This window comes from Caulobacter sp. LARHSG274 (assembly GCF_052871235.1).
Map to the genome: position 1 here is coordinate 200,270 of NZ_JBIXJO010000006.1, position 23,236 is coordinate 223,505.

Here is a 23,236-nt window from a genome sequence, read left to right on the forward strand (position 1 = left end):
ATTCTTGTTGCCTTGAAGGTAGCGCTAACTGGTAGCGGTATCAAGAGTATTTGTCGGTGCAGTTGTCGCCGGATTGGACGGGTGCGGCGATCGCGGCTATCGATCAATGCAAAGCGCCCCCGGCCCATGATCCGGCGAACGCCCAAGGAGGAAAACGACCCATGGACTTGGAATTGCTGAATGCCCAGCGTCACGCCGATTTGCGCTTGGCGGACCTGAGCGCGGACGGTCCGCATTTCGTCCAGGTCGTCGCGACCGAGTTCGCCGCCGCCGCCGCCACATGCCCGATTTTCCTGACCAAGAACCCGGAGACCGGGCAGTTCTATGCCGGCGCGATGTTCGGCTTCGAGCCGGGCGAGAATCTCCTCCGGAACGATGCGTCTGGTCGGCGGGCCTTCGTGCCGCTGGACCTCGAACGCCAGGGATTCTTCCTCGCGCCCGGCGGCGCGATCGCGATCGATCCAGGCCATCCGCGTTTCGCGGCCGGGCGCGGGACGGCGCTCTTCGAGGCGGACGGTCAGCCGAGTCCGGCGCTACGGCGAATCCAGCATGTGCTGGCGCAACTGAGCGCCGGCGTCCCGGAGACTGACGCCTTCATCCAGGTCCTCGTCGGCCGGGGGCTGGTGGAGATCGTCGACATCGACCTGCGATTCGACGACGGAAAATCCCTGAGCCTCGGCGGTCTCTACACTGTCAGTCTGGATGCGCTGGCCGAGCTGGAGGACGCGGCCGTGCTCGACCTGTTTCGCCGAGGCTACCTGCAACTGATCTACACCATGGCCGGCTCGCTGAAGCAGGTCTCGATCCTGGCCCAACTGAGAAACGAGCGGCTGGCGGCATGACCTCGGGACGCCCGGCGGAGGTTGTCGAGCGCGACCCCGCGCCGGGGTGGGATGCGGCCGGTTTCGCGCGCGACGTGGCCCAGGCCTGCCGACCCGTCGTGCTGCGAGGCCTTGGCCGCGACTGGCCTTCGACCCGCGCCGCCGCGCGCTCCTGGCAGGAACTCGCGGACTATCTCATTGGGTTCGACGCGGGACTGACCGGCCAGGCCTTTGTGGGGGCGCCGGCCATCGCCGGCCGCTATGACTATGGCGACGACTTGGAGGGCTTCAATTTCGACCGCGAGTCCCTGACTTTGCGCCAGACCCTGGAGCGGATCGACCAGGCCGCCGCCGACCCCGGCCGGCCCAGCGTCTATATGGGCTCGCTGCCGGCCGAGGACTATCTGCCGGGCTTCGACGGCGACCATCGGGTCGGCTTTCTGCCGCCCACGGCCCGGCCTCGCGTCTGGCTCGGCAACGCCGGCCGGGTGGCCTGCCATTACGACACCTACGACAACCTGGCGTGCGTCGTCGCCGGCCGCCGGCGCTTCACGCTCTATCCGCCGGACGCCGTCGGCGATCTCTATGTCGGTCCCATCGACCACACCATGGCCGGCCAGCCTGTGGGATTGGCGGCGAGCGCCGAACCAGGCGATCCGCGCTATCCGCGCTTCGAAAAGGTCCGGGATCGCGCCGCCGTGGTCGAGCTGGCGCCCGGAGACGCGCTCTACCTGCCCAAACTCTGGTGGCATCAGGTCGAGGCGCTCGAACCCCGCAACCTTCTCGTCAACTACTGGTGGGACGGATTTTCGGCGGGACTCGATGCGCCGTTCGTCACCCTGATGCTGGCGATGATCGCCATCGCCGAACGCCCGCCGGCCGAACGCCAGGCCTGGAGGGCGTTCTTCGATCACTACGTCTTCCGTCCGGACGGGCACCCGCTGCGCCACCTTCCGCCCGCGCGCCACGGGATTCTCGGGGCGCTGGCGGAGGGCAATTACGGAAAGATCCGCGCCAGCGTCATGCGGATGCTGCGGGGCGGATGAGGCGCCGGCCGAGACCGGCGTCCTGAAAGATCTATCGATTCTCGGCCGCGATCGGGAACTCGAACACTGTCGCCGAGATCGGCGGAACCGTCAGGCGCGCGCCGGGGCGGGGAGCCGAGCCGGCGGTGATCGTCACGCCCGGGGACGCGCCAACCTTGTTCGCCGCCTCAAGAGAGGCGCCGGTGAGAACCCAGCGCCGACCCGCGCCGCGAACCGCCATGGACTTCAGGTCCAGGTTCAGAGGTTGCTGGGCGAAGGTCGCGTTGACGACGCCGATCCGCAAGGTCTTGCCGTCAGGGCTCAGGCCCGCGATCACGTCGAGCGGATAGGTCGGACTGCCGGCGCGCACCTGGGGGTGGCTATAGCCGACCGGATATCGCGGCTCGGGCTGGGGCGAGGTTCCTGAAACGGCGATCGGGACGACCCCGGCGCCGAAGTGCTCGCCATAGAGCTTGAACACGGCGCCGGTCGCGTTGAGCGCCGCGTCGGTCGGGGTGATGTCCATGGTCGAGGCGCCGGTTGTGAAGGCGGCCATGGTGAGGAAGTCGGTGTGGCGCAGCATTTCCTGCAACACCATCGCGTAGGCCAGGGACGACTTCAGATTGACGTCGCCGAAATAGGCGTACTCGTCGATCGACAGGAAGATCTTCTTGTCCTTCATGGCCGGAAAGCGCTGCTCGTAGATCTTCCATTCCTCGGCCTTCATCCGCACCTGATTGGAAGGGGCGCGGGCATATTCGATCAACTCAGCGTCGGCGGGCGCGTCCGGGCGCTTCTCGGGCCGGTCGTACCAGTGCTCGGAAAGCCCGTCGAAATTGCCCCAGGCCTGGGCCAGGAGGCCGCCCGTCCAGTCCTGCTCGGTGCCGAACTTGGGCGCGATGCTCGCAAGCGAAGCGTTTTCCTTGACCTCTCGCGGATGCAGCTGGTCGGGCATGGCGCCGGATCCGATCAGGGTGATCGTCGGATCGACCGCCCGCATGGCCGCCGCGAAGGCGTTGTGCTTGATCATGAAATAGTCGAGCGAGGTCTTGCCGATCTGCCACCAGCCGTAGGGCTCGTTGCCGATGTTCCAGAACTTGACGCCGTAGGGTTCGGGATGGCCGTTGGCCGCTCGGCGCGCGCCCCAGGCGCTTGTCGCCGGCCCATTGAGATATTCGACCTCCTCGGCCGCCGAATTGGCGTCGCCCAGGCCGGCGTCGACGGTGACATAGGGTTCGACGCCGAGGATCCGGGTCAGGTCCATCCATTCGTCGAGGCCGATGTCGTTGGGCTGCATCGCGCTCCAGGCGTGATCGAACATCGGCGCGCGCTTGTCCCGCGGGCCGAGCGCGCCGTGCCAATCCCAGTTCGACAGGAAATTGCCGCCCGGCAGGCGCCACATGCCCGAATTGAGCGAGCGCGCGATCGCCGTGCTGTCCGCGCGCCAGCCGCGGATGTTGTCGGCGGGCATCAGCGAGACCGCGCCGACCCGGAACGCGCCCGAGCCGAGGCCGGTGATCTCCAGGCGCGCGTCGGCGGCGTCAGCGGCGGGGGTGAAGCTGAAGGCGGCGCGCTTCCAATCGCCGTCGGGTGAGGGAAGAGCGATGGTCTGGCGGTCGTCAGGCCCCGGTCCCCAGACCAGGGCGACCTCGACCCGGGCGGTCGCATCGCCCGACAGCATGAGGTAGCCGTCGTAGCGCCGGCCCTTGGCCACCCCGACGCCCGATTGCGAAAAACCCTTGCGGAGGGTCCCATCGACGACGACGCGGGGGCTCTGGGCGCCGACATAGGCCGCTTTGGAATCCATGATCACGGCGTTGTCGCCGCCGATGGGCCGCCACTTGCGATAGCTGACGCCGGGGCGTCCCTCGGCGTTCAGCGGCGGCGGGGCGTCGAGGGCCGCCGGCACGATCGGGTAGTAAAACTTGCGGTCGTCGAGCATTTCCGCCCAGAGGGTGCGGGCCACCAGGCCGCCGATCGGCTCGATGAACATGCCGTACTCGTACTTGGTGACCGGCGCGGCGCGGCTGGCGCCGTCGATGGTCACCTTCACGGGTTCGGCGCCGGCTCCCGCCGACGCGGCCATCGCCCAGCCCAGGCAGGCGGCCATCATCCATCCATACCGCATGAAAAACGCTCCCTAATTCCTCGGTCGTTCTTATGGGCCCGCCCCTTATGGCGAGGCGGGTGCTCTTGTCAGTCATTCGCGCGCGCGACGACGCCTCGCGGTCTTCATGACGCCGGCGGTGTTTGCGCCGGTGGCGCCGGTTCCGGAAAGGCGGCTCGGACCTCTCTGGCCTGCCTTGACATGGTCGTCCTTAAGCCGACAGATGGTAGCGCTAACAAGTCGCCGCATGCAATGTCAAGATGTGCGACGGGGAGGATGGAATGATCGTTTGTGACATCCGGGGCGGGCGGGCCCGCGGTCTTCGCGCCTGTGCTCGCCTGGCGGCGATCGTGGCGTTCGGCCTGGCCGTTCCGGCGGCGGCGGACGCCCAGGTGACGACGAACGCGCCGCCGCCGGTCGCCGGCGCCAAGCCTGTGACAATCGAACGGATCAAGGTCCATTCCGTCGCCATCGAGGGCAATCTGGAAGGCGAGAGCGCCGATCGCGACGTACTCGTCGTCCTGCCGCCAGGCTACAGAAGTCATCCCGATCGGCGCTATCCGGTCGTCTACGCCTTGCATGGCTATTCGATCGGCGCCGAGCAATGGATCGGCGAGATTCGCGTTCCCCAGACTATCGAAGGCGCCTTCGCGCGCGGGGCGGGCGAGATGATCGTGGTGCTGCCCGACAGCAAGACGGTCCACAATGGATCGATGTACTCCAGCTCGCAGACGACGGGCGATTTCGAGACTTTCATCGCCAGGGACCTGGTCAGCTATATCGACGGCCACTATCGCACCGTGCCCAGGCGTGAGAGCCGGGGTCTTGTGGGCCATTCGATGGGCGGCTACGGCGCCAGCCGCATCGGCATGCGTCATGCCGACGTGTTCGGCGCGCTCTACATCATGAGCCCCTGCTGCCTGTCGCCGCGCGATCCTGGCCAGTTCAACGCCGAGGCGGCGACGGCCCTCGCCCAGGTCAAGACGCTCGACGACGCGCAGAAGCTTTCCTGGGGCCAGCGCGCTCAACTGGCGACAGCGGCGGCCTGGTCGCCCAATCCCGACAAGCCGCCGCTCTATCTGGACCTTCCCGTGGAGAACGGCCAGGTCCGACCTGACGTGCTGGCCAAGTGGGCGGCCAATGCTCCGCTGGCGTTCGTCGATCAGTATGTGGGGGCCCTGCGCCGCTACAAGGCGATCGCCATCGACGTCGGCGACCGCGACGGCCTGAAGGTCGACGCGGCCAAGCTGCATGAGGCCATGGACCGCTATGGCGTCGCCAACAGCTTCGAGATCTATCCCGGCGACCACACCAGCGACGTGGCGCGGCGGTTCCAGGATCATGTGCTGCCCTTCTTCAGCAAGAACCTGGCGTTTCAGGGACGGTAGAAGCCGCGGACAGTTAGGCGTTAGCATGGTGGGCGCCGCCCTCGTCTTTCGACAGGCTCAGGATGAAGGCTACCGGTTCGGCGCCATCCGCCGCCGGCCATCGATTGTCGGCGGCTTTGCGGGCGCTGCGATGGGATGCTCCCGTTCCTCGAAGTCGAGGATGGCGGCGAGATAGCCGGCGAACAGCGCATCGACAGCCTGGCGGGCCGCGGCGGGCGAGCGCGTCGCGACAGCTTCAACCACCCGGCGCTGCAATAGGCGAAGGCCGCGGTCGGCGCGGGTGAGCGCAGCATTGAAAGGGCCGCAAAAGGCCGGCCTCGTCGCGGCAAGGTCCCAGAGGTTACGGATCGAGGCCCAAATCGCCGGGTTGCCGGTCGCTTGCGCGAGGGCGACGTGGAAATCGCGACAGAGGGCGACGGTCATCGGGCCCGATGCGCCAGGGCGGGGCGGGGCGGGCGAGATCCCGTCCGCCTCACTGAGACCGGCGGCGAGGCTGGCGGCCTCGATCTCGAAGGCGCGGCAGGCTTCCAGCAGCGCGATGATATCCACCGAGACGGGGCCCAAGCGGCTTTTAGGCTCGCGACCGATCACCTGGCTGCCGGCGCCATGGTGCGACTCGATGAGGCCCAGGCACTCCAGGATGATCAAGGCTTCGCGCAGGACCGTCCGGCTGACCGGAAATTCGCGGCGCAACTCCCGCTCGGTCGGCAGCCATTCCCCAGGACGAAGGGCTCCGGTCTTGATGCGGCCCATCAATGCATAGGCCAGCCGATGCGGCGCTCGCCGCCCGAGCGGACTGTTCTGGGCGGCCCGCAGAGGAGCGAACGACGGCATCAAGGTTCCGAAACGACTCTGACAAAAATGCGCGGCGCGGCCGAGCTTGGTCTGAGTGACTTTTTATTAGTGAGAATAATCTTGCAAGAGAAAATCCCCACAGTGGCGCCGGGGCCAACGTGACGATGGAGGGGCCTGCATCGGTTTCGGCGGGCCTGAGCCGGGCCTCTCGACGCCGTTGCGCGCCTACATGGCTGAACGGGTGTCGTCGAGCGCGAGGTCGACCAGCGCTCGCATCGCCGCGCCGGCGGCGTCGGGATCGCCAGCCGCGATCGCGTCGCAGACCTTGACGTGATCCGGCACCGGATCGCGGGGCAGGGCGCGCGAGCGCTGCTTGAATTCGGTGGTCCAGCTCACTGCGGCGCTGATGCTGGCGCTCAACGCCATCATCGCGCTGTTGTGCGTGGCGCGCAGAAGCGCGTCGTGAAACGCGCGGTCGGCCGCCCGGCCGGCTTCGGTCGCCAAGGTGTGGCGCCTCATCTTCGCCAAGGCCTCTTTCATCGCCTTGATGTCGTCCTTGTCACGCCGTTCGGCCGCGAAGCGGGCGGCGGCCGGTTCGACGACGGCGCGCAGCTCGAAAAGGTCGCGAACGAAGGCCAGGTCTGGCTCGGCGGCGAACGCCCAGGCCAGGACCGTAGGATCCAGAATGTTCCAGCGGCTGCGCGGCAGCACGTGTGTGCCCGCCTTGGGGCGACTCTCCACCAGCCCCTTGGCCGTGAGCACCTGGACCGCCTCGCGATAGGCGCCCCGCGAGACGTCGAGCGCTTCGGCGTTGGCGATTTCGCCAGTCAGCTTCTCTCCCGGCGCGATCTGGCCCGAAACGATCGCCGTGCCGAGATAGTGGGCGATGGCGCCGCGCAGGCGGCGGCCGGACCCTCTCGCCGATCGCTTGATCGACTTGTCGTCCGACTCGTCCAACGGCATGGGCGTGAGGCTCCTGGGATTCGAAGCGATCTATAAGCGTAACCCAGTGAGGCTTGGCAAGTTGTCAGGCAATTTGGCGGCCAGGGCGTCGTCTCCTCTGGAGCACAGCACCTTAGAATATTGGGGTTATGGCTCTCCGGCCTCGTTGCTGAGGAAGCTCCTGAACCATCTCGCCCTCAAAGGTCAGACTTCAGGCGTGCTTGTCGAACGAGCGGGAAAGTCGGGCGGACGCAGACGTGTGCAGGATTCCCTTTCATTGACCTTGGGCCACGCCCGGCTCCGCGCTGTGGGCGTAGACCCCCAGCAACGCGCCGACGAAGCCTCCCGCCGTCTTCGTCGAAAGGATCGTTCCGTCCTCGCCGGCCTTCAGGGTCTTCCACTGGCCGGGCGTGAGCGCGTAGGAGAAATCGTAGAGGCCGCCGCGGGCGGTGATCTTCAGCCGGATCGGGGCGCCGGGCTTCAGGGCGACGGGAGCGCTCGCGACCTCTACCCCGTCGATGGAATCTTTCGCGCCGGCGCGGCGCTCAAGCACGATCCTGTCCCGACCGCCGGCATCTCGGATCAGACCTAGGAAAAAGAAATGGTCGTCGTTCTGAACGGCGACCATGCCGGCCCTGTCGCCAACCTTGGTCGGACGAAACCGCATCAGGGTCGAGGCGCTGGCGTTGATATGTTGCTGACGACGTCCCCAGAACGAAGGCTGGGTCATGCCGCCGATCGTTTCGGGGCGCGCGGTCAGTATCAGCTTGCCGCCGTCGAGCCGCCACCAGCGCTGCTGCGGAATCCGCATGGTGACCCAGCTGAGCGGCAGGGCCTTGCCGTTGAATTCCTCGCGAGCCGTGAAGGCGCCGGCGGTTGGCGGCGGGGTCGGCGTCGTCGCGGGCAGGTCCGGCTTGGTCTGGACGTAGGGGATGGTCTTGCCGTTCTCCAGGATGACGGGCCAGCCGTCCTTCCATGTGACGGGCAGCAGGAAGGTCTCGCGGCCGGTGTTGTAGAGGTCGTCGCCATAGGGCCGCACCGCCAGGAACGTCGCCCACCACTTGCCGTCCGGGGTGTCGACGAGCGTGGCGTGGCCGGCCGAGGTGATCGGAAGCGGACGGTCCTTGGGAAGGCCCCTTTGGGTCAGGATCGGATTGTTCGCATAGGGAACGTACGGTCCCCAGGGGCTCTTTGACCGCAGGACCACCTGGCTGTGGCCCTCGGCGGTGCCGCCCTCGGCGGCGACCAGATAGTACCAGCCGTCCTTCTTGAGGATGTGCGGTCCCTCGGGCCAGATGGGCTTGGCCGCGGGGTTGACGCCCTTGTCGAGCAACAGCTTGGGCTCGCCGACGGTCTTCTGGGTCTTGACGTCGTAGCCGATCGCCCAGATCGCCCGATGGCCCTTATATTCGGGTGGCCCCGGAGGCGCGCCGTTGAAGACGATCAGGGCGCTGCCGTCGTCGTCGAAGAAGAGATACGGATCGATGCCCTCGACCGCCGGCAGCCACACCGGATCCGACCAGGGACCCTTGGGATCCTTCGTCGTGATCAGGTAGTTGCCGCCGCAGTCGACGCAGGTGTTCAGAATATAGAAGACGCCGTCGCGATGGCTCAGGGTCGGCGCGAAGACCGCTCGTGACAGGCCCAGGCGCTTGAAGTCGAGCATGCCCGGGCGATCGATCGCGTTGCCGATCTGGTTCCAGTGCACCAAGTCGGTGGAGTGGAAGACCGGCAGCCCCGGGAACCAGGCGAAGGTCGAGCTGACGAAATAGAAGTCCTTGCCGACGCGCATGACGGCCGGATCAGGGTAGGTCCCCTTAAGGATCGGGTTGGCGTACTGGGTCGGGGCTGGCTTGAACGCGGCGTCCGAAGGATCGGCGCCCGTGTACTCGAACCAGTCGAAGCTCGCCTCCAGGCCGGTCGGTCGAACATCGACCGGCCGCTCGCCCACCTCGATCGGGGCGCGAGCCTCGGCGGCGCCGGCGGCCAGCAGGGAAAGGGCGAAGAGACTTTGTCGGATCATCTGGCGTTTCCCTCCTCACGCCGCGATTGAAATCGCAGCTGTTCTTACGTCCGGCGAACAGCCGGACGGGGCGTCGGTCTCAAGCCAAACCCGCGGTGATCCTAATCGGCGAGGCGATAAATGGTAGCGCTAACTTTCGGGAAAGCGCCGCAGTCGGCCGAAGTTCAACGGCGGTCGCCAACGGCTGTGGCCGCCATGACGAGGCGGGAAAAGGATCCGGTTCGTGGTGGAGGGACGGGTCGCCGATAGATTGATTCACGAGTAAAAGTTGGCGAGGGCGGGACCGGCGCTCAGGTGACGCCTTGGATTTCGCGCGAAATCGCCGCGGCCGTGGCCTTCACCTCGACGATGGTCTCGTCGACCGATCGTACGCCGCGCTTGTAGAGGTAGGGCATGGTCAGGGCCGCCACGGCGGTCCCGTCGGCCACGATCGGCGACGAGATGTCGATGACGTTCGGCGCCAGGTCGCTTTCGGCTCGCCAATAGCCCTGCTGGGCCACGCGTTCGGCATGGGCCAGGAACGCAGCTTGCTCGGCTTCCGGGACGCCGTCGAAGATCACCTCCCGCCACCGGGCCTGCACGGGCGGGGGTTGGAACGCGTACAGCACCATGCCCGAGGTGGCTTGCACGATGTCGCGGCGGTGGCCGGTGCGGACCGAGTAGCCATAATATCCGGGGTTCTCGATCCGGGCGACGACGACGATCTGCTCGCGCGAGGCCTGGGCCAGATGGCAGGATTGCTCGACCCGCGCGGCCAGTTCGCGCATCAGCGGAAGCGCCGCCTCCAGCAAGGTCGTGACCGGAGCGCGCGCCATGCCGAGCCGGAACAGACGGTTGGTCAGTGCATAGCCCTCTCCGCCAGGGACCGTCTCGATGAAACCCTTGAACTCCAGCACGTGGATCATCCGGAAGATCTCGCCGACCGATTTTCCCAGCGCCACGGAGATCTGGGAAAGGGTCATGGCCTGACCATGGCTCGCCAGCAGGTCGAGGATATCCAGCCCCTTTTCCAGGGCGGGCGCGGTGTACTTGCGATCCGGCATGGCGAGACCTTCGAAGCCAGGGGCTTCAGGCTCTAGCTTTCGCGACGCGCGCGGGCAAGCCAGACGCTTGCAGGACGCATGTATTCCGAGGCCCGCCCCTGGGCCTCAATCGGGCACGGACCTTGGTCCAGGAGTCTTGGAGCATTGTTTTTCTGGGTTCAGGAAATGCGTGGGCGAAAAACTTTGCGCAAATAAAATGCCATGGTAACATTCAACTCGGTTCGCCTAGGTGATGGCCCTGCCCATCTTATTGCGGCCATTGACGGGACGACCCATTGACGGGGGCGTCGACCTCATCACCTCCAGGCCGATACAAATCTCGCATATATGTATCAGGAAGCAGTTCGGCGCATAATTGTCTGACCAATACGATCCTGCGACGTCGGCGAGATATGACCACTTTCAATCTCGCTGTCAGGCCGTTTTATAGAACTAAATTTATAAATCATTCAATAAGGTAGGTGGTCCGCAACCGCTTGCGGTTCGCCCAGCCGTATCGTCAGCTGGCCTGAGATTTGCCACCGGTGTCAGCGTCTATGTGTCGCATCGGCGCCACATTTCGCTAATTGTATGAGGATTTGTCTTGCCAATTTCGGGCAATCCGGTAGGCCCATAAGGGCGATGACAACGTTGCCATTCGGCAGCGGGTCGACGCGGGTCTAGTTGACGCATCGAGAGCGTCACGACCCTGCAAGCAACCGGGGAGGGCAAATGCTTCGCGAGCAGAGCATTTTAGGGCTGACCGCCGCGTCCGCCCCGGCCAGCAAAATCATGGCGCGGTCGGGCGCGACAGCGCAGGCGGGCGGCGGATGAGCGGCGCGGGAGGCGAACCGCTGCGCCGGCAAGAGGCGGGTGTGAACGGCGCCTGGGATCACCGACCGGCGGTGTTTCCCGCCGGCGAGCCTGGTGGTGTCGAGGCCCGTGGCGGCGGCAACCGAGCCCCGCCGGCCGACGAGGCGCTCCTGGGCGCGGTTTGGCGGGAGGAGCGCCCGGGGGATGGGGCGGCGTCCGCCTGGCCGGGTCTGGGCCTGGAGCGTCCGCGTTCGGCCCACGACCAGATGCTGCGCGTCCTGGCCCTGGAGATCATGGACGGCGCCTATGACGTGAGCGGCTTTCCGAGCGAGATGGTGCTGCTGCGCCGTTTCCAGGTCTCGCGGCCGTTCCTGCGCGAGGTCATCCGCGGCCTGACCGCGAAGGGCTTCCTGAGCGTCAAGACGCGGGTCGGGGCCACGGTCCGCAGGGCCGAGCACTGGAGCCACTTCGATCGCGACGTGCTGCGCTGGCGCCTCGGGGCTGGCGAGAACCCGGTGTTCGGCGAAGACGTGCGGGCGATGTGCCTGGGGCTCGAATGCGAAGCGGCGCGCCGGGCGGCCAAGCGGCGCTCGCTCGACGACCTGGAGGCCCTGCGGCAATGCCTGTCGGACCTTGCGGCCGATCCATCCGACACGGCGGCCCGGGTCATCCAGCGGGTCTTCCGGTTGACCGTCTGCGCGGCGTCGGACCGGCCCGTGATGCGCTCCCTGTCGGGCCTCATCGAGGCTCACCTGCTGCTGGACGCCCGCCGGAGCCGGGGATCGACGGCGTCCCGCGCCAAGGCGATGCGTCGGGTCTTCTGCGCAATCCGCGACGGCGACGAGGCGGGCGCCGCCGCGGCCATGCGCGACGTCATCGGCTGAGCGGTCCGGCGGCAGAGACAAAGATTAAGAAGCGTGAGTGAGACCAGCAACATGAACCTGGACCGTCGTCGTTTCCTGTGGACGAGTTCAGCGGTCGCGCTGGCCAGCGCCGGCGTCGGACCTGGCGTGAGCTGGGCGGGTGCGGGGAGCGTCGCCGCCGGAGCCGATCGGTCCTATCCGCGGCCGCAGCTCAAGGCGCCCGGCGAGCGATCGTCGCTGGACCAGGGCTGGCGTTTCCACCTGGGCGACGTGCCGTTTCCGAAGATCCGGGGCCATGGCTGGTCCTACGCCAACGCCAAGGCCGGCAACGCCCAGGGCGCGGCCTCGTCCGAATACGACGACAGCGACTGGCGCGAACTCGACCTGCCGCACGACTGGGTGGTGGAGGGACCGTTCGACAAGGACGAGAACCTGGCGCAGGGCTATCGTCCACGCGGCAAGGCCTGGTATCGCCGCGCCCTGCGGCTGGACCCCGCCGATCGCGGCAAGCAACTTTCCATTGAGTTCGGGGGCATCGCCACCCAGGCGACGGTCTGGTTCAACGGCAGCGTCGTGGCCCACAACTGGAGCGGCTACAACGCTCTGCAGATCGACATCACCCCGTTCGCCCGCTACGGCGACGAACTCAACAGCATCGCCGTGCGGGTCGACGCCGACCTCATGGAGGGTTGGTGGTACGAGGGCGGCGGCATCTATCGCCACGTCTGGCTGACCAAGCGCGCGGCCGTGCACATCGCCGACGACGGCGTCCATGCCGTCCCGCGGCGGGACGGGGCGGGGCGCTGGACCCTGCCGGTCGTCGCCACCCTGGGCAATATCGGGCCCAAGGCCGAGGCGGTCGAGGTCGAGGCCCAGCTGGTCGACCCCTGGGGCAAGGTTGTGGGCGCGGGGCGCGTCGCCGCCGAGGTCCCGTCGCTGGACCAGGCCGAGGCCCGGCTGGTGCTGGAGGTCGCGACTCCCCGCCTGTGGTCGGTCGACGATCCGGCGCTCTACACGGTGCGCAGCCGCGTCATGCAGGCCGGCAAGGTGGTCGACGAGGCGATCACCTCGACGGGCTTCCGCGCGCTGCGGTTCGACCCTGACCAGGGCTTCTTCCTCAACGACCGGTCGCTGAAGATTCAGGGCGTCTGCCTGCACCAGGACCATGCCGGGGTCGGCGTGGCCGTGCCCGACAGCTTGTGGGATTTCCGGTTGCGCCGGGTCAAGGCCATGGGCGCCAACGCCGTCCGCTGCGCCCACAACGCCCCGGCTCCGGAAATGCTGGAGGCGGCTGACCGGCTCGGCGTGCTGATCCTCGACGAGAACCGCAACTTCAATCCCAGTCCCGACTATATGCGGCAGCTGGAATGGCTGATCCGCCGCGACCGCAACCATCCCAGCGTCTTCCTGTGGTCGGTGTTCAACGAAGAGCCGATGCAGGGCACCGAGGCGGGCTACCAGATGGTTCGGCGCATGGTCGCCGCCGTCAAGCGGCTGGACGACAGCCGCCTGGTCACCGCCGCGATGAACGACGGCATGTTCAACCCGATCAACGTCTCCCAGGCCGTCGACGTGGTCGGCTTCAACTATCAGTCCGACAATTACGACCGGTTCCACGCCGAGCATCCGAACCTGCCGATGATGAGTTCGGAGGACACCTCGGCGTTCATGACCCGGGGCGAATGGTTCACCGACCGCGCGCGCAACATCCTGGCCGAGAACGACGAGGAGCCGTCGTCTTGGGGCACCACCCATCGCAAGGGCTGGGAGGCGATCGCCAAGCGTCCGTTCGTGGCGGGGGCGTTCCTGTGGTCGGGCATCGACTATCGCGGCGAACCCACCCCGTTCGAATGGCCCTCGGCCAGCTCGTTCTTCGGGGCCATGGACCTGTGCGGCTTCCCGAAGATGGCGTTCTTCCTGCACCGGGCCCAGTGGATCAAGGACCGGCCGCTGCTCGACCTGGCCCCGCACTGGACCTGGCCCGGCAAGGAGGGCCAGCCGATCAAGGTGATGGCGTTGACCAACGCGGAAGAGGTCGAGCTGCGCCTCAATGGCCGGCTGATCTCGCGCCAGGCGGTGGACCCCTTCGTCATGCCGTCCTGGACCGTGCCCTATGCGCCCGGACGCCTGGAGGCGATCGGCTATGTCGGCGGCAAGCCGGTGTCGAAGGCGGTCGTCGAGACCGCCGGTCCGCCCGTCGCCCTGCGCCTGACGCCGGATCGGACCGTCCTGACCGGAGACGGCGCCGACGCCGCGCCGGTCACCGTCGAGGCCCTGGACAAGGCGGGAAGGGTGGTTCCCACGGCCAACCTGCCGGTGACCTTCGAGATCGCCAACGGCCGGATCATCGGCCTGGGCAATGGCGATCCCAACTGCCACGAACCAGAGAAGGGCGACGCCCGCAGCCTGTTCAACGGCCTGGCCCAGGTGATCGTGCAGAGCGACCGCGGATCCAGCGGCGTTCTGCGCCTGACGGCCTCGGCGCCGGGGTTGCGCGCGGCGCAGACGCAGCTGTCGCTCCAGCCCGGAGCCCGGCTGATGGAGCCGCGGACCTCGCCCATCTCCACCCTGTCGGATTGGCGCGTCTCGCCGGTGACACGCGCTCGTCCCGACCCGTCGACCCGGCCGGCCGACAACGACATGAACTCCTGGACCTGGGTAAGGCCAGGACTGCTGCAGGGCGCCGATCCCGAGGGCGGCTTCGTCCTCTATCGCGCGACCTTCACGCCCCGGGCGACGGTGCGGCGGGCTGGCGGAAGGCTGCTGTTCGGCCGCCTGAACGGACCGGCCGAGATCTATGTCGACGGCGTCAAGGTCGCGGCCAGGGCGGACGCGACGCCCGGAGCCCTGACCGCGCCGCTGCCGGCGAAGGAGGGCCAGCGGACCGTGGCGGTGCTGATGGCCGTCGCCCCCGGCCAACCGTTCGGCATGAGCGCGGAGGTGATCGTCGCCGAGCGCGAGTGAACGCGGCAGATTGACCGGGAGGCCGGTCAAACCCTCGTCCAGCAGATCGACCCCGCCGTTCGTGCGGGGTCTTGGAGTTTTCTGAGCATGTGGACTTCGATTCAAGGTGACCGGTCGCCGCGCATCGCCAGCAGCCTGGCGGCCCTCGTCCTGGCTTTCGCCGGCGGTTCGGCGATGGCGGCTGACGCGCCGCAGGCCAACCCGGTCCCGCGCATCGTGACCCGCGACGGCCGCCATGCCCTGTTCGTCGACGGCGCGCCGTTCCTGATGCTGGGCGCCCAGGTCAACAACAGCAGCAACTACCCGGACGTGCTGCCCGAGGTCTGGCCCACGATCAAGCGCATCCACGCCAACACCGTCGAGGTGCCGGTGGCCTGGGAGCAGATCGAGCCCGTCGAAGGTCAGTTCGACTTCTCGTTCGTGGACACGCTGGTCGAGCAGGCCCGGGCCAACAAGGTGCGGCTGGTGCTGCTGTGGTTCGGCACCTGGAAGAACACCGGGCCGGCCTATACGCCGGAATGGGTCAAGCTCGACACCAAGCGGTTCCCGCGGATGATGACCGCCAGCGGCCAGCCGCACTATGTCCCGTCGCCGCACAGCCGGAACACCCTCGAGGCCGACAAGCGCGCCTTCGTCAAGCTGATGGAGCACATCCGGCAGATCGACCCGCAGAACACGATCATCATGATCCAGCCGGAGAACGAGGTCGGCTCCTACGGCAGCGTCCGGGACTTCTCGCCCGCGGCCCAGAAGCTGTTCGACGGGCCGGTTCCCGCCCCCTTGCTCAAGCGCCTTGGCAAGTCGCCGGGCAGTTGGAAGGCGGTGTTCGGGACCGACGCCGACGAATATTTCAACGCCTGGTCGTTCGCCGCCTATGTCGAGGAGATCGCCAAGGCCGGCAAGGCGGTCAAGCCGCTGCCGATGTACATGAACGCGGCCCTGGCCTCGGCCTTCGGCCGGCAGCCGGCGGCGACCTACGCCAGCGGCGGTCCGGTGCATCACGTGATCGACGTCTACAAGGCCGCCGCGCCGTCGATCGACCTGGTGGCGCCGGACATCTATGTCCGCGACCACGCGGCCTACACGGCCTATCTGGACTATTACGCCCGGCCCGACAACGCGCTCTTCGTGCCTGAAACCGGCAACGACACCGAGTTCGCGCGCTATTTCTTCGCGGCCATCGGCAAGGGCGCGATCGGCTTCTCGCCGTTCGGCATGGATGATACCGGCTATTACAACTACCCCCTCGGGGCCAAGGACTTCGACGCGGCCAAGCAGGAACTGTTCGCCCGCAACTATACCCTGTTCGAGCCGATGGCGCGCGAGTGGGCGGCCCTGGCGTTCGCGGGCAAGACCTGGGGCGTTTCCGAGCCGACCGATCCCAAGGCCAACCACACCCAGATCATGGAGCTCGGCCCGTACCGCGCCGTCGCCACCTTCGGCCAATGGCAGTTCGGGACGGACAAGCCGACCGGCAATCCCCAGCCTGTGGGCGGCGCGGCGATCGCCGAGCTTGGTCCGGGCGACTACCTGCTGACCGGCTTCAACACCCGCGTGAAGTTCGAGCCGTCCAAGCCCGACAGCGGCCAGATGCTGCGGGTCGAGGAGGGCCGGTTCGAGAACGGAAAATGGATCTTCCGGCGGGTCTGGAACGGCGACCAGACCGACTACGGCCTCAACCTGGTCGATCGCCAGCAGGTCCTGCGGATCAAGTTCGGATCGGCCCAGGGCGCGGCGATCATTCCAGTCGGCAATCCGAACTGACCATCGGCCAAGCCCCGGAACAGGGGCGTGAGAAAGCACAGGCGGTGGAGCGATTTTGGGCTTTCACCCAAGAAGGAGGCGGGGAGGCAGATGAAACCGGTTTGGGCTTCCATGGCGATGGCCATTGTATTGGCGGCGTCGAGCACGGACGTGCAGGCGGCCTCGCCGGCGCCCGCGGCCAGCGCCAAGGCCGTGACCGTCGAGCGCATCAAGGTCCACGGCGCGACCCTGGAGGGCAATCTCGAAGGCGAGTCGCCCGACCGGGACGTCGTGATCTATCTCCCGCCCGGCTATGCCGCCGACAAGACGCGCCGCTATCCGGTCGTCTATGCGCTGCACGGCTATGGCCTGACCGCCGACGGCTTCGCGGGATTGCTCCAGGCCCCGCAGACGGTCGAGGGCGCCTTCGCCGCGGGCGCGCCCGGCATGATCGTCGTCCTGCCCGACACCCAGACCCTGCACAACGGCTCCATGTATTCGAGCTCGGTGACGATCGGCGACTGGGAGGGTTTCATCACCCGTGACCTGGTCGCCTATGTCGACGCCCATTACCGCACGCTTCCGGACCGCCTGAGCCGCGGCCTGGCCGGGCACTCGATGGGCGGCTACGGCGTCGCGCGCCTGGGCATGAAGCACCCCGAGACCTTCGGCGCGCTCTACATCATGAGCCCGTGCTGCCTCTCGGCCCGCGACGTCCCGCCGCCGGAAGCCGCCGCCGCCGTCGAAGCCGTCAAGACCCCGGAAGAGGCGACCAAGCTCGGCTTCCTGCCGCGCGCGACCTTCGCCGTCGCCGCGGCCTGGTCGCCCAACCCGAAGAAGCCGCCCTTCTATGTCGATCTGCCGACGTCGAACGGCGTCGTCGACCGGTCGGTGCTGGCGCGATGGGCCGCCAATGCGCCCCTGAGCATGCTTGACCAGTACGTCTTCAATCTGCGGCGATATCAGGCGATCGCCATCGACGTGGGCGACCAGGACGGGCTGAAGGTCGACGCGGCTGAATTGCACGATCGCCTGGACGCCTCCCGCGTGGCGAACACCTTCGAGATCTACAGCGGCGATCACGGCAGCGCCGTCGCCAGTCGTTTCCAGAATAACGTTCTGCCGTTCTTTGGACGTGTACTTCGTTCGAGCGGCGAATAGAGCATGAAAGCTCCGCACGGGCTCTTTCGGTCGACTTTCTTAGACCAAACGGCGGCTTCCTGCCTTGTTTGGTCTCGTTCAGGTCAATCGATAATTTCAAAGAACACCAACGCAAAGCGGGTTTAAAGACATGAGAAACCAGATTTCGCGGCGTAATGCCCTAGCTTCGTTCCTGACCCTTGCAGCGGCGGCTCCGGCCAGCGGCGTGCTGGCGCAGTCGATCAACCAGCGGCGCGTCACCCTCGATGTTCGGCAAGCCTCCAAACCCATCGATAGATTCTTCGATCTGTCGGTCGGAGCGGACTATCCCGGCACAACGATCCGTGACGCCAATCTGGCGCAATTGAAGATCGCCACCAAGGAACTCGGCTTCCGCTACATCCGGTTCCACGACATCTTCCACGATGACATGGGCGTCGTGAAGATGGTCGACAACAAGCTGGTCTATGACTGGACGAAGATTGACTACCTCTACGACAGCTTCCTGAAGATGGGCATCAGGCCGTTCGTCGAACTCGGTTTCACGCCTGGCGCCATGAAGTCGTCGGACCAGACGGTCTTCTACTGGAAGGGCAACACCTCGCATCCACGCCTGGACCTGTGGAAGCAACTGATCGACACCTTCGTCCGTCACCTGGTCGCCCGCTACGGCCTAGCTGAGGTCCGTACCTGGTATTTCGAGGTGTGGAACGAGCCCAATCTCGATGGTTTCTGGCAGTATGGTGACCAAGAGGCCTATTTCGCCCTGTATGGCGTCACCGCCCGCGCAATCAAGGCCATCGATCCGCAGCTTCGGGTCGGCGGGCCTTCAACGGCCGGCGCCGCCTGGGTGAGCGAACTGTTGGCCTGGGCGAAGACCACGAACACGCCAGTCGATTTCGCCACCACCCATACCTATGGCGTCGACTACGGCTATCTCGACGAGGAGGGCAAGATGGACCTCCAACTCTCCAAGAACCCCGACGCCATTGTCGGCGACGTCCGCAAGGTTCGCAAAGAGATCGAAGCCTCGCACCGGCCCGGCTTGCCGCTGTTCTTCACCGAGTGGAGCACCAGCTACAATCCTCATGACCTCAGCCACGACTCCTACATCGCCGCGCCTTACATCCTTGGCAAGTTGAGGGCCACTCAGGGCCTCGTCCAGGGCATGAGCTATTGGGTCTATTCCGATCTGTTCGAAGAGCCCGGTGCGCCCCCGAGCGCTTTTCACGGCGGGTTCGGCCTGATGACCCGCGACGGCGTTCGCAAGGCGTCGTGGTTCGCCTACAAGTACCTGCGCGCCCTGCAAGGTGCGGAAATTCCGTCTACGGATCATCAGGTGTGGGCGTCCTGGGACGGCCGCACCCTGGCGGCGGTCATCTGGGACTATCAACAACCCGACCAGGGGGGGCGCAGCAACGGCGTCTTCTTCAGCAAGCTGGTCCCGAACGCCAAGTCTGCCCCTGTGAGGCTGAATCTGACCGGACTCAAGCCTGGTCGGTACGAGCTGAAGATTCAGCGTACCGGCTACAAGGTCAACGACGCCCACAGCCACTACCTTGAGATGGGCGCCCCCAAGGACCTGACGCCGAAGCAGCTTCAGACGCTGCAAGATCTTACGCGCGATATTCCTGAAACGGCTCAAACGCTTACGGTGAGCGACAAGGGTACGGCCGTGGTTATGGTGCCGATGCGCAGCAATGACATCGGCCTGGTCACCTTGACGCCGGTTTCATAAGATTTTCGAACATTTTCCCGAGAACAAGTACTCAAGAATGTCACGAGCAATCGCGCCCGGAGAACTGTTTACCGTCGCTTGCTCAAGACTAAGAAATTTGGAGAATATACATCATGAAGGTGAGCAAGCGGCAGTTCCTGGGTGTTCCGGCTCTCGCGGCGTTGGGCCTGGCCGGAGCCGCGCAGGCCAGGGACGAGCCGTCCGCGGACGCCTGCGCCAAGCTGCCGGCGCCGGACTACCGGCTACCCATGACCCAGGGCCCGTTCCGCCAGGAGCCCGAGTCCCTGAAGACCTACCAGGCGCCCGATTGGTTCCGCGACGCCAAGTTCGGGATCTGGGCTCACTGGGGCCCGCAGGCCGTGCCGCGCCAGGGCGACTGGTACGCCCGCTACATGTACGTTCCGGGCCACCCGCATTACGACCACCATCTGAAGACCTACGGCCAGCCTTCCAAGGTCGGCTACAAGGACATCATTCCCCTGTGGACGGCGGAAAAGTTCGACCCCGAAGTCCTGATGGACAAGTACGCCGCCGCCGGCGCCAAGTACTTCGTCAGCATGGGCGTGCACCACGACAATTTCGACCTGTGGAACTCCAAGCACCACCGGTGGAACGCCGTGGCCATGGGGCCCAAGCGCGACATCGTCGGCGCCTGGAAGGCGGCCGCGCGCAAGCGCAAGCTGCGCTTCGGCGTGTCGGAGCACCTGGGGGCCAGCCACAACTGGTATCATCCCAGCCATCTCTATAACCAGACCTGGCCCGAAAACGGCGTGGCCTATGACGGCGCGGACCCCAGATACGCCGACCTCTACCATCCGCCGCACAACGAGCCTTACCGCGGCTCCGCCGACACCTGGTACTCGCGTGATCCCAGATTCCATCAGATTTGGTTCGACCGCATCCGCGACCTGCTCGACACCTACGAGCCGGACCTCCTCTACTCGGACGGCGGGCTGCCCTTCGGCGTGGTCGGGCGCAGCCTAGTCGCGCACATGTACAACAGCAGCATCGCGCGCAGCGGCAAGCTCGAGGCCGTGTACAATTGCAAGGACTTGGGCTCGGGCGAATTCCACAAGGAATGGGCGGTCCAGGATGTCGAGCGCGGGGTGCTGAACGGCATCAACCCGCTGCCGTGGCAGACCGACACCTCCAACGGCGACTGGTTCTACAGCGACGGCTTCAAGTACAAGACCACGTCGGAAGTCATCGCCATGCTGGCGGATATCGTCAGCAAGAACGGCAACCTGCTGCTGAACGTCGTGCTGTATCCGGACGGCAGCCTGCCGCCGGAGTCGCAGCTTCTGCTGGACGAGCTGGCGCCTTGGATGGCGGTGAACGCCGAGGCCATCCACGGAACCCGGCCATGGAAGCTGTTCGGCGAAGGGCCGACCGAAGCCGCGGTCGGGGCGTTCCAAGAGAGCGGAGCCTATACGGCTCGGGACATCCGCTTCACGACCAAGGGCGGCGCCCTTTACGCGACCGCGCTCGGAGAGCCGTCTGGCACGACCGAGATCGCCGCGCTCGCCGCCGGCAATCCCCATGAGCGCCGGCGCGTAGCGCGGGTCGAGATGCTGGGGGTGCGCGGACCGCTCAAGTTCCGCCAGGGGGCAAGCGCGCTGTCGATCGAGGTCCCGCCGCGCCTGCCGACGCGCCATGCCAGCGTCTTCAAGATCAGCTTCGCCTGAGGCGCCGAACGGCGCGTCACGGCAACTCCACAACCCAATTAGGACTTGAGATTCATGGGACATCGTTCCGCCCGCCTGGCCGGCACCACCTTGGCGCTGATGCTGGCGACCGGCCTTCCGCCGATCGTCCAGCCGTCGCCCGCCCAGGCGCAAAGCGCGGCGGGACATCCCGACTGGCCGGGCAAGGGCGAGCTGTTCGTCGGCGCCTGCTACCAGCCCATCGACCGGTCGCCCGAGCAGATCCGCCAGGACATCGCGATCATGAAGGCCGCCGGGTTCAACCTGGTTCGCATGGGCGACCTGTCCTGGGACTCCTTCGAGCCGGAGGAAGGCCGCTTCACCTTCGAATGGTTCGACCAGGTGGTCGCCCAGATGCACGCCGCGGGGATCAAGGTGATCGTCGACATTCCGGGCCAGCCCGCCCCGATCTGGCTGCACAAGCGCTATCCCGGCGTCGACATCGTCAACCAGGACGGCGCCCGGCTGAACGCGGCGACGCGTTACTGGGACAATATCAGCGACCCGGACTATCGCCGGCTGGCCAAGCGGCTCGGGCAGAAGATGATGGAGCGCTACGCCCACAATCCGGCGGTGATCGCGGTCGGCTACGACAACGAGATCGGCAACGGCCAAGTCTCCTATTCGCCCGCCGACCGCGAGCGCTTCGTCACCTGGCTGCAGAAGAAGTACGGGACGATCGAGGCGCTCAACAAGGCCTGGGCGACGCAGCGCTGGTCGCGCCGGGTCAACAGCTGGGACGAGGTCGACCTGCCCTATATCCGCGGCCCTGGTCCCAACGAGCGCTATCTCGACCTGCGCCGGTACTGGTCCGACGACGCGATCGGCGCGCTCAAGGACCTGGAGGGGATTCGCAAGCAGTACGCGCCCAACCTCCCGGTCGCGTCGAACTTCTGGCCCACCGCCCCGACCAAGGGGTTCGACCATCTGCGCTCATGGGACGAAGTTTCGACCTATGGCGCCCAGGGCTTCTATCCCGGCGACGCCTTGGGCGCGGGCTTCGAGGTCATGATGAACAAGGCCGCGCACGAGACGCCGGTCTGGTTCAACGAATTCACGGCCGGCGGCGGCGGCTTCTATGGCGATCCCGGACGATCGCGCATGTGGGCCTATTTCGGCCTGCTCTACTATGGGCAGACCTTCCTGGCCTGGACGTTCAACACCCATATCGGCGGCGAGGAACAGGCGCTGTTCGGCCTGGTCGATCATGACGGCCGCCCGTCCTGGAAGGTCGACGAGTTCGGGCGGATCGCCAGCGAGTTCCAGACCCTCAAGACCATGGGCTTTCCGCGCGACCGCCAGCCCCAGGTCGCGGTCAGCTACTCGTTCGACACGATGTGGCTGACCAATCCGCCCCCGGGTCCGAACACGATGCAGGAGTACTTCAAGGGCAACTACACCGAGCAGGTGAAGGCGGCCTATCGGCCGTTGTTCGAGGACAACATCGACGCGGCGGTGATCGACTTTGGGCACGACCGGCTCGACAAGTACAAGCTGATCGTGCTGTCGAGCGCCTATGTGATGGACGCCCAGACCGCCGCGGCGGTGCGCAAATACGTCGCCGACGGCGGCACGGTCGTGATGACGGGCTATTCCGCCAAGGTCGACGAAACCGGCAAATGGTTCGAGACGCCGTTGCCGGGACGTCTGACCGACGTATTCGGCCTGCGCACCAACGCCTTCTATCGCCACTGGGAGCCGCTGAAGGTTCAGTTCAACGGCGAAACCTTGACCGGGGGCGACACCTACTACGAAGTGCTCGAGCTCGGCGCCGCCAAGCCCCTGGCGACCTTCGAGAACACGCCGGAAAAGAGCGCGGCCGTTTCGATCAATCACTTCGGCAAGGGGCAGGCGATCTATCTGGCCACCGCCGCCCAGCCCGGCCTGATCGGTCCCCTGCTGCGGTCGCTCTATCCCAAGCTCGGGATCGAGCGCGGCCCGGAGACGCCGAAGGGCGTCGTGGCGCGCGTGGTCGAAGGGCGGACGATGTATGTGAACACCAACAACGCCCCGGCGACCGTGACCTTCTCAGGCTCCAAATCGAGCGCGCTCACGCACCAGACCTATGCCGGAAAGATCGACCTCAAGCCCTACGGCGTCGAGTTGTTGCAGTAGCAGCACCGTCGCATCTTTCGATTTCGCCCTCCAA

The 23,236-nt window shown here is 66.4% G+C and carries 15 protein-coding genes; 10 read left to right on the top strand and 5 right to left on the bottom strand.

Going from position 1 to position 23,236, the window contains the following annotated elements; translation table 11 throughout:
- The first annotated feature begins 161 nt into the window (after positions 1-161).
- Positions 162-842, top strand: a complete 681-nt coding sequence (locus ACIPQB_RS13450) for a SapC family protein (protein ID WP_446485747.1) — start codon at positions 162-164, stop codon at positions 840-842.
- Positions 839-1,867, top strand: a complete 1,029-nt coding sequence (locus ACIPQB_RS13455) for a cupin-like domain-containing protein (RefSeq protein ID WP_446485748.1) — start codon at positions 839-841, stop codon at positions 1,865-1,867. The genes ACIPQB_RS13450 and ACIPQB_RS13455 overlap by 4 nt, the downstream gene beginning before the upstream one ends.
- 31 nt (positions 1,868-1,898) lie before the next feature.
- Here ACIPQB_RS13455 and ACIPQB_RS13460 read toward each other — a convergent pair whose 3' ends face one another.
- Positions 1,899-3,974 carry an alpha-N-arabinofuranosidase gene (locus ACIPQB_RS13460; protein WP_446485749.1) on the bottom strand — a complete coding sequence of 692 codons (2,076 nt, stop codon included), beginning with the start codon at positions 3,972-3,974 and terminating at the stop codon, positions 1,899-1,901.
- A 260-nt stretch (positions 3,975-4,234) separates the two neighbouring features.
- On the opposite strand from ACIPQB_RS13460, the gene ACIPQB_RS13465 reads away from it, so the two are divergent.
- The gene (locus ACIPQB_RS13465) at positions 4,235-5,341 is read left to right on the top strand and encodes an alpha/beta hydrolase (protein ID WP_446485750.1); all 1,107 of its coding nucleotides are present in this window, start codon (positions 4,235-4,237) and stop codon (positions 5,339-5,341) included.
- A gap of 69 nt (positions 5,342-5,410) precedes the next feature.
- On the opposite strand, the gene ACIPQB_RS13470 is transcribed toward ACIPQB_RS13465, so the two are convergent.
- The 4 genes from ACIPQB_RS13470 to ACIPQB_RS13485 all read right to left on the bottom strand — a co-directional run bounded on the left by ACIPQB_RS13470 (position 5,411) and on the right by ACIPQB_RS13485 (position 10,144).
- Positions 5,411-6,175 (bottom strand): FadR/GntR family transcriptional regulator, encoded by a 765-nt coding sequence (locus ACIPQB_RS13470; protein ID WP_446485751.1) that lies wholly within the window; start codon positions 6,173-6,175, stop codon positions 5,411-5,413.
- 186 nt (positions 6,176-6,361) lie between these two features.
- Complete coding sequence (locus tag ACIPQB_RS13475; RefSeq protein ID WP_446485752.1) at positions 6,362-7,099, bottom strand: FadR/GntR family transcriptional regulator; 738 nt, start codon at positions 7,097-7,099, stop codon at positions 6,362-6,364.
- Between the two features lie 253 nt (positions 7,100-7,352).
- Positions 7,353-9,101 (bottom strand): glycoside hydrolase family 43 protein, encoded by a 1,749-nt coding sequence (locus tag ACIPQB_RS13480; protein WP_446485753.1) that lies wholly within the window; start codon positions 9,099-9,101, stop codon positions 7,353-7,355.
- Between the two features lie 290 nt (positions 9,102-9,391).
- A complete protein-coding gene (locus tag ACIPQB_RS13485; RefSeq protein WP_446485754.1) occupies positions 9,392-10,144 on the bottom strand; it encodes an IclR family transcriptional regulator in 753 nt (250 codons plus the stop codon).
- An 809-nt stretch (positions 10,145-10,953) separates the two neighbouring features.
- Here ACIPQB_RS13485 and ACIPQB_RS13490 point away from each other — a divergent pair.
- The 7 genes from ACIPQB_RS13490 (at position 10,954) to ACIPQB_RS13520 (ending at position 23,202) form a co-directional block, all read left to right on the top strand.
- On the top strand, positions 10,954-11,820 hold the full coding sequence (locus ACIPQB_RS13490; RefSeq protein WP_446485755.1) for a FadR/GntR family transcriptional regulator: 867 nt from the start codon (positions 10,954-10,956) through the stop codon (positions 11,818-11,820).
- A gap of 33 nt (positions 11,821-11,853) precedes the next feature.
- Positions 11,854-14,763 carry a beta-galactosidase GalA gene (galA, locus tag ACIPQB_RS13495; protein WP_446485756.1) on the top strand — a complete coding sequence of 970 codons (2,910 nt, stop codon included), beginning with the start codon at positions 11,854-11,856 and terminating at the stop codon, positions 14,761-14,763.
- Between the two features lie 87 nt (positions 14,764-14,850).
- Positions 14,851-16,527: a DUF5597 domain-containing protein gene (locus ACIPQB_RS13500; protein WP_446485757.1), complete on the top strand. Its 1,677-nt coding sequence runs from the start codon at positions 14,851-14,853 to the stop codon at positions 16,525-16,527.
- Between the two features lie 90 nt (positions 16,528-16,617).
- Positions 16,618-17,667, top strand: coding sequence for an alpha/beta hydrolase (locus tag ACIPQB_RS13505; protein ID WP_446485758.1), 1,050 nt, complete (start codon positions 16,618-16,620; stop codon positions 17,665-17,667).
- Positions 17,668-17,797: 130 nt separating this feature from the next.
- Complete coding sequence (locus tag ACIPQB_RS13510) at positions 17,798-19,384, top strand: GH39 family glycosyl hydrolase (RefSeq protein ID WP_446485759.1); 1,587 nt, start codon at positions 17,798-17,800, stop codon at positions 19,382-19,384.
- 113 nt (positions 19,385-19,497) lie between these two features.
- Positions 19,498-21,069, top strand: a complete 1,572-nt coding sequence (locus ACIPQB_RS13515) for an alpha-L-fucosidase (protein ID WP_446485760.1) — start codon at positions 19,498-19,500, stop codon at positions 21,067-21,069.
- A gap of 54 nt (positions 21,070-21,123) precedes the next feature.
- The gene (locus ACIPQB_RS13520; protein WP_446485761.1) at positions 21,124-23,202 is read left to right on the top strand and encodes a beta-galactosidase; all 2,079 of its coding nucleotides are present in this window, start codon (positions 21,124-21,126) and stop codon (positions 23,200-23,202) included.
- Positions 23,203-23,236: the final 34 nt, after the last annotated feature.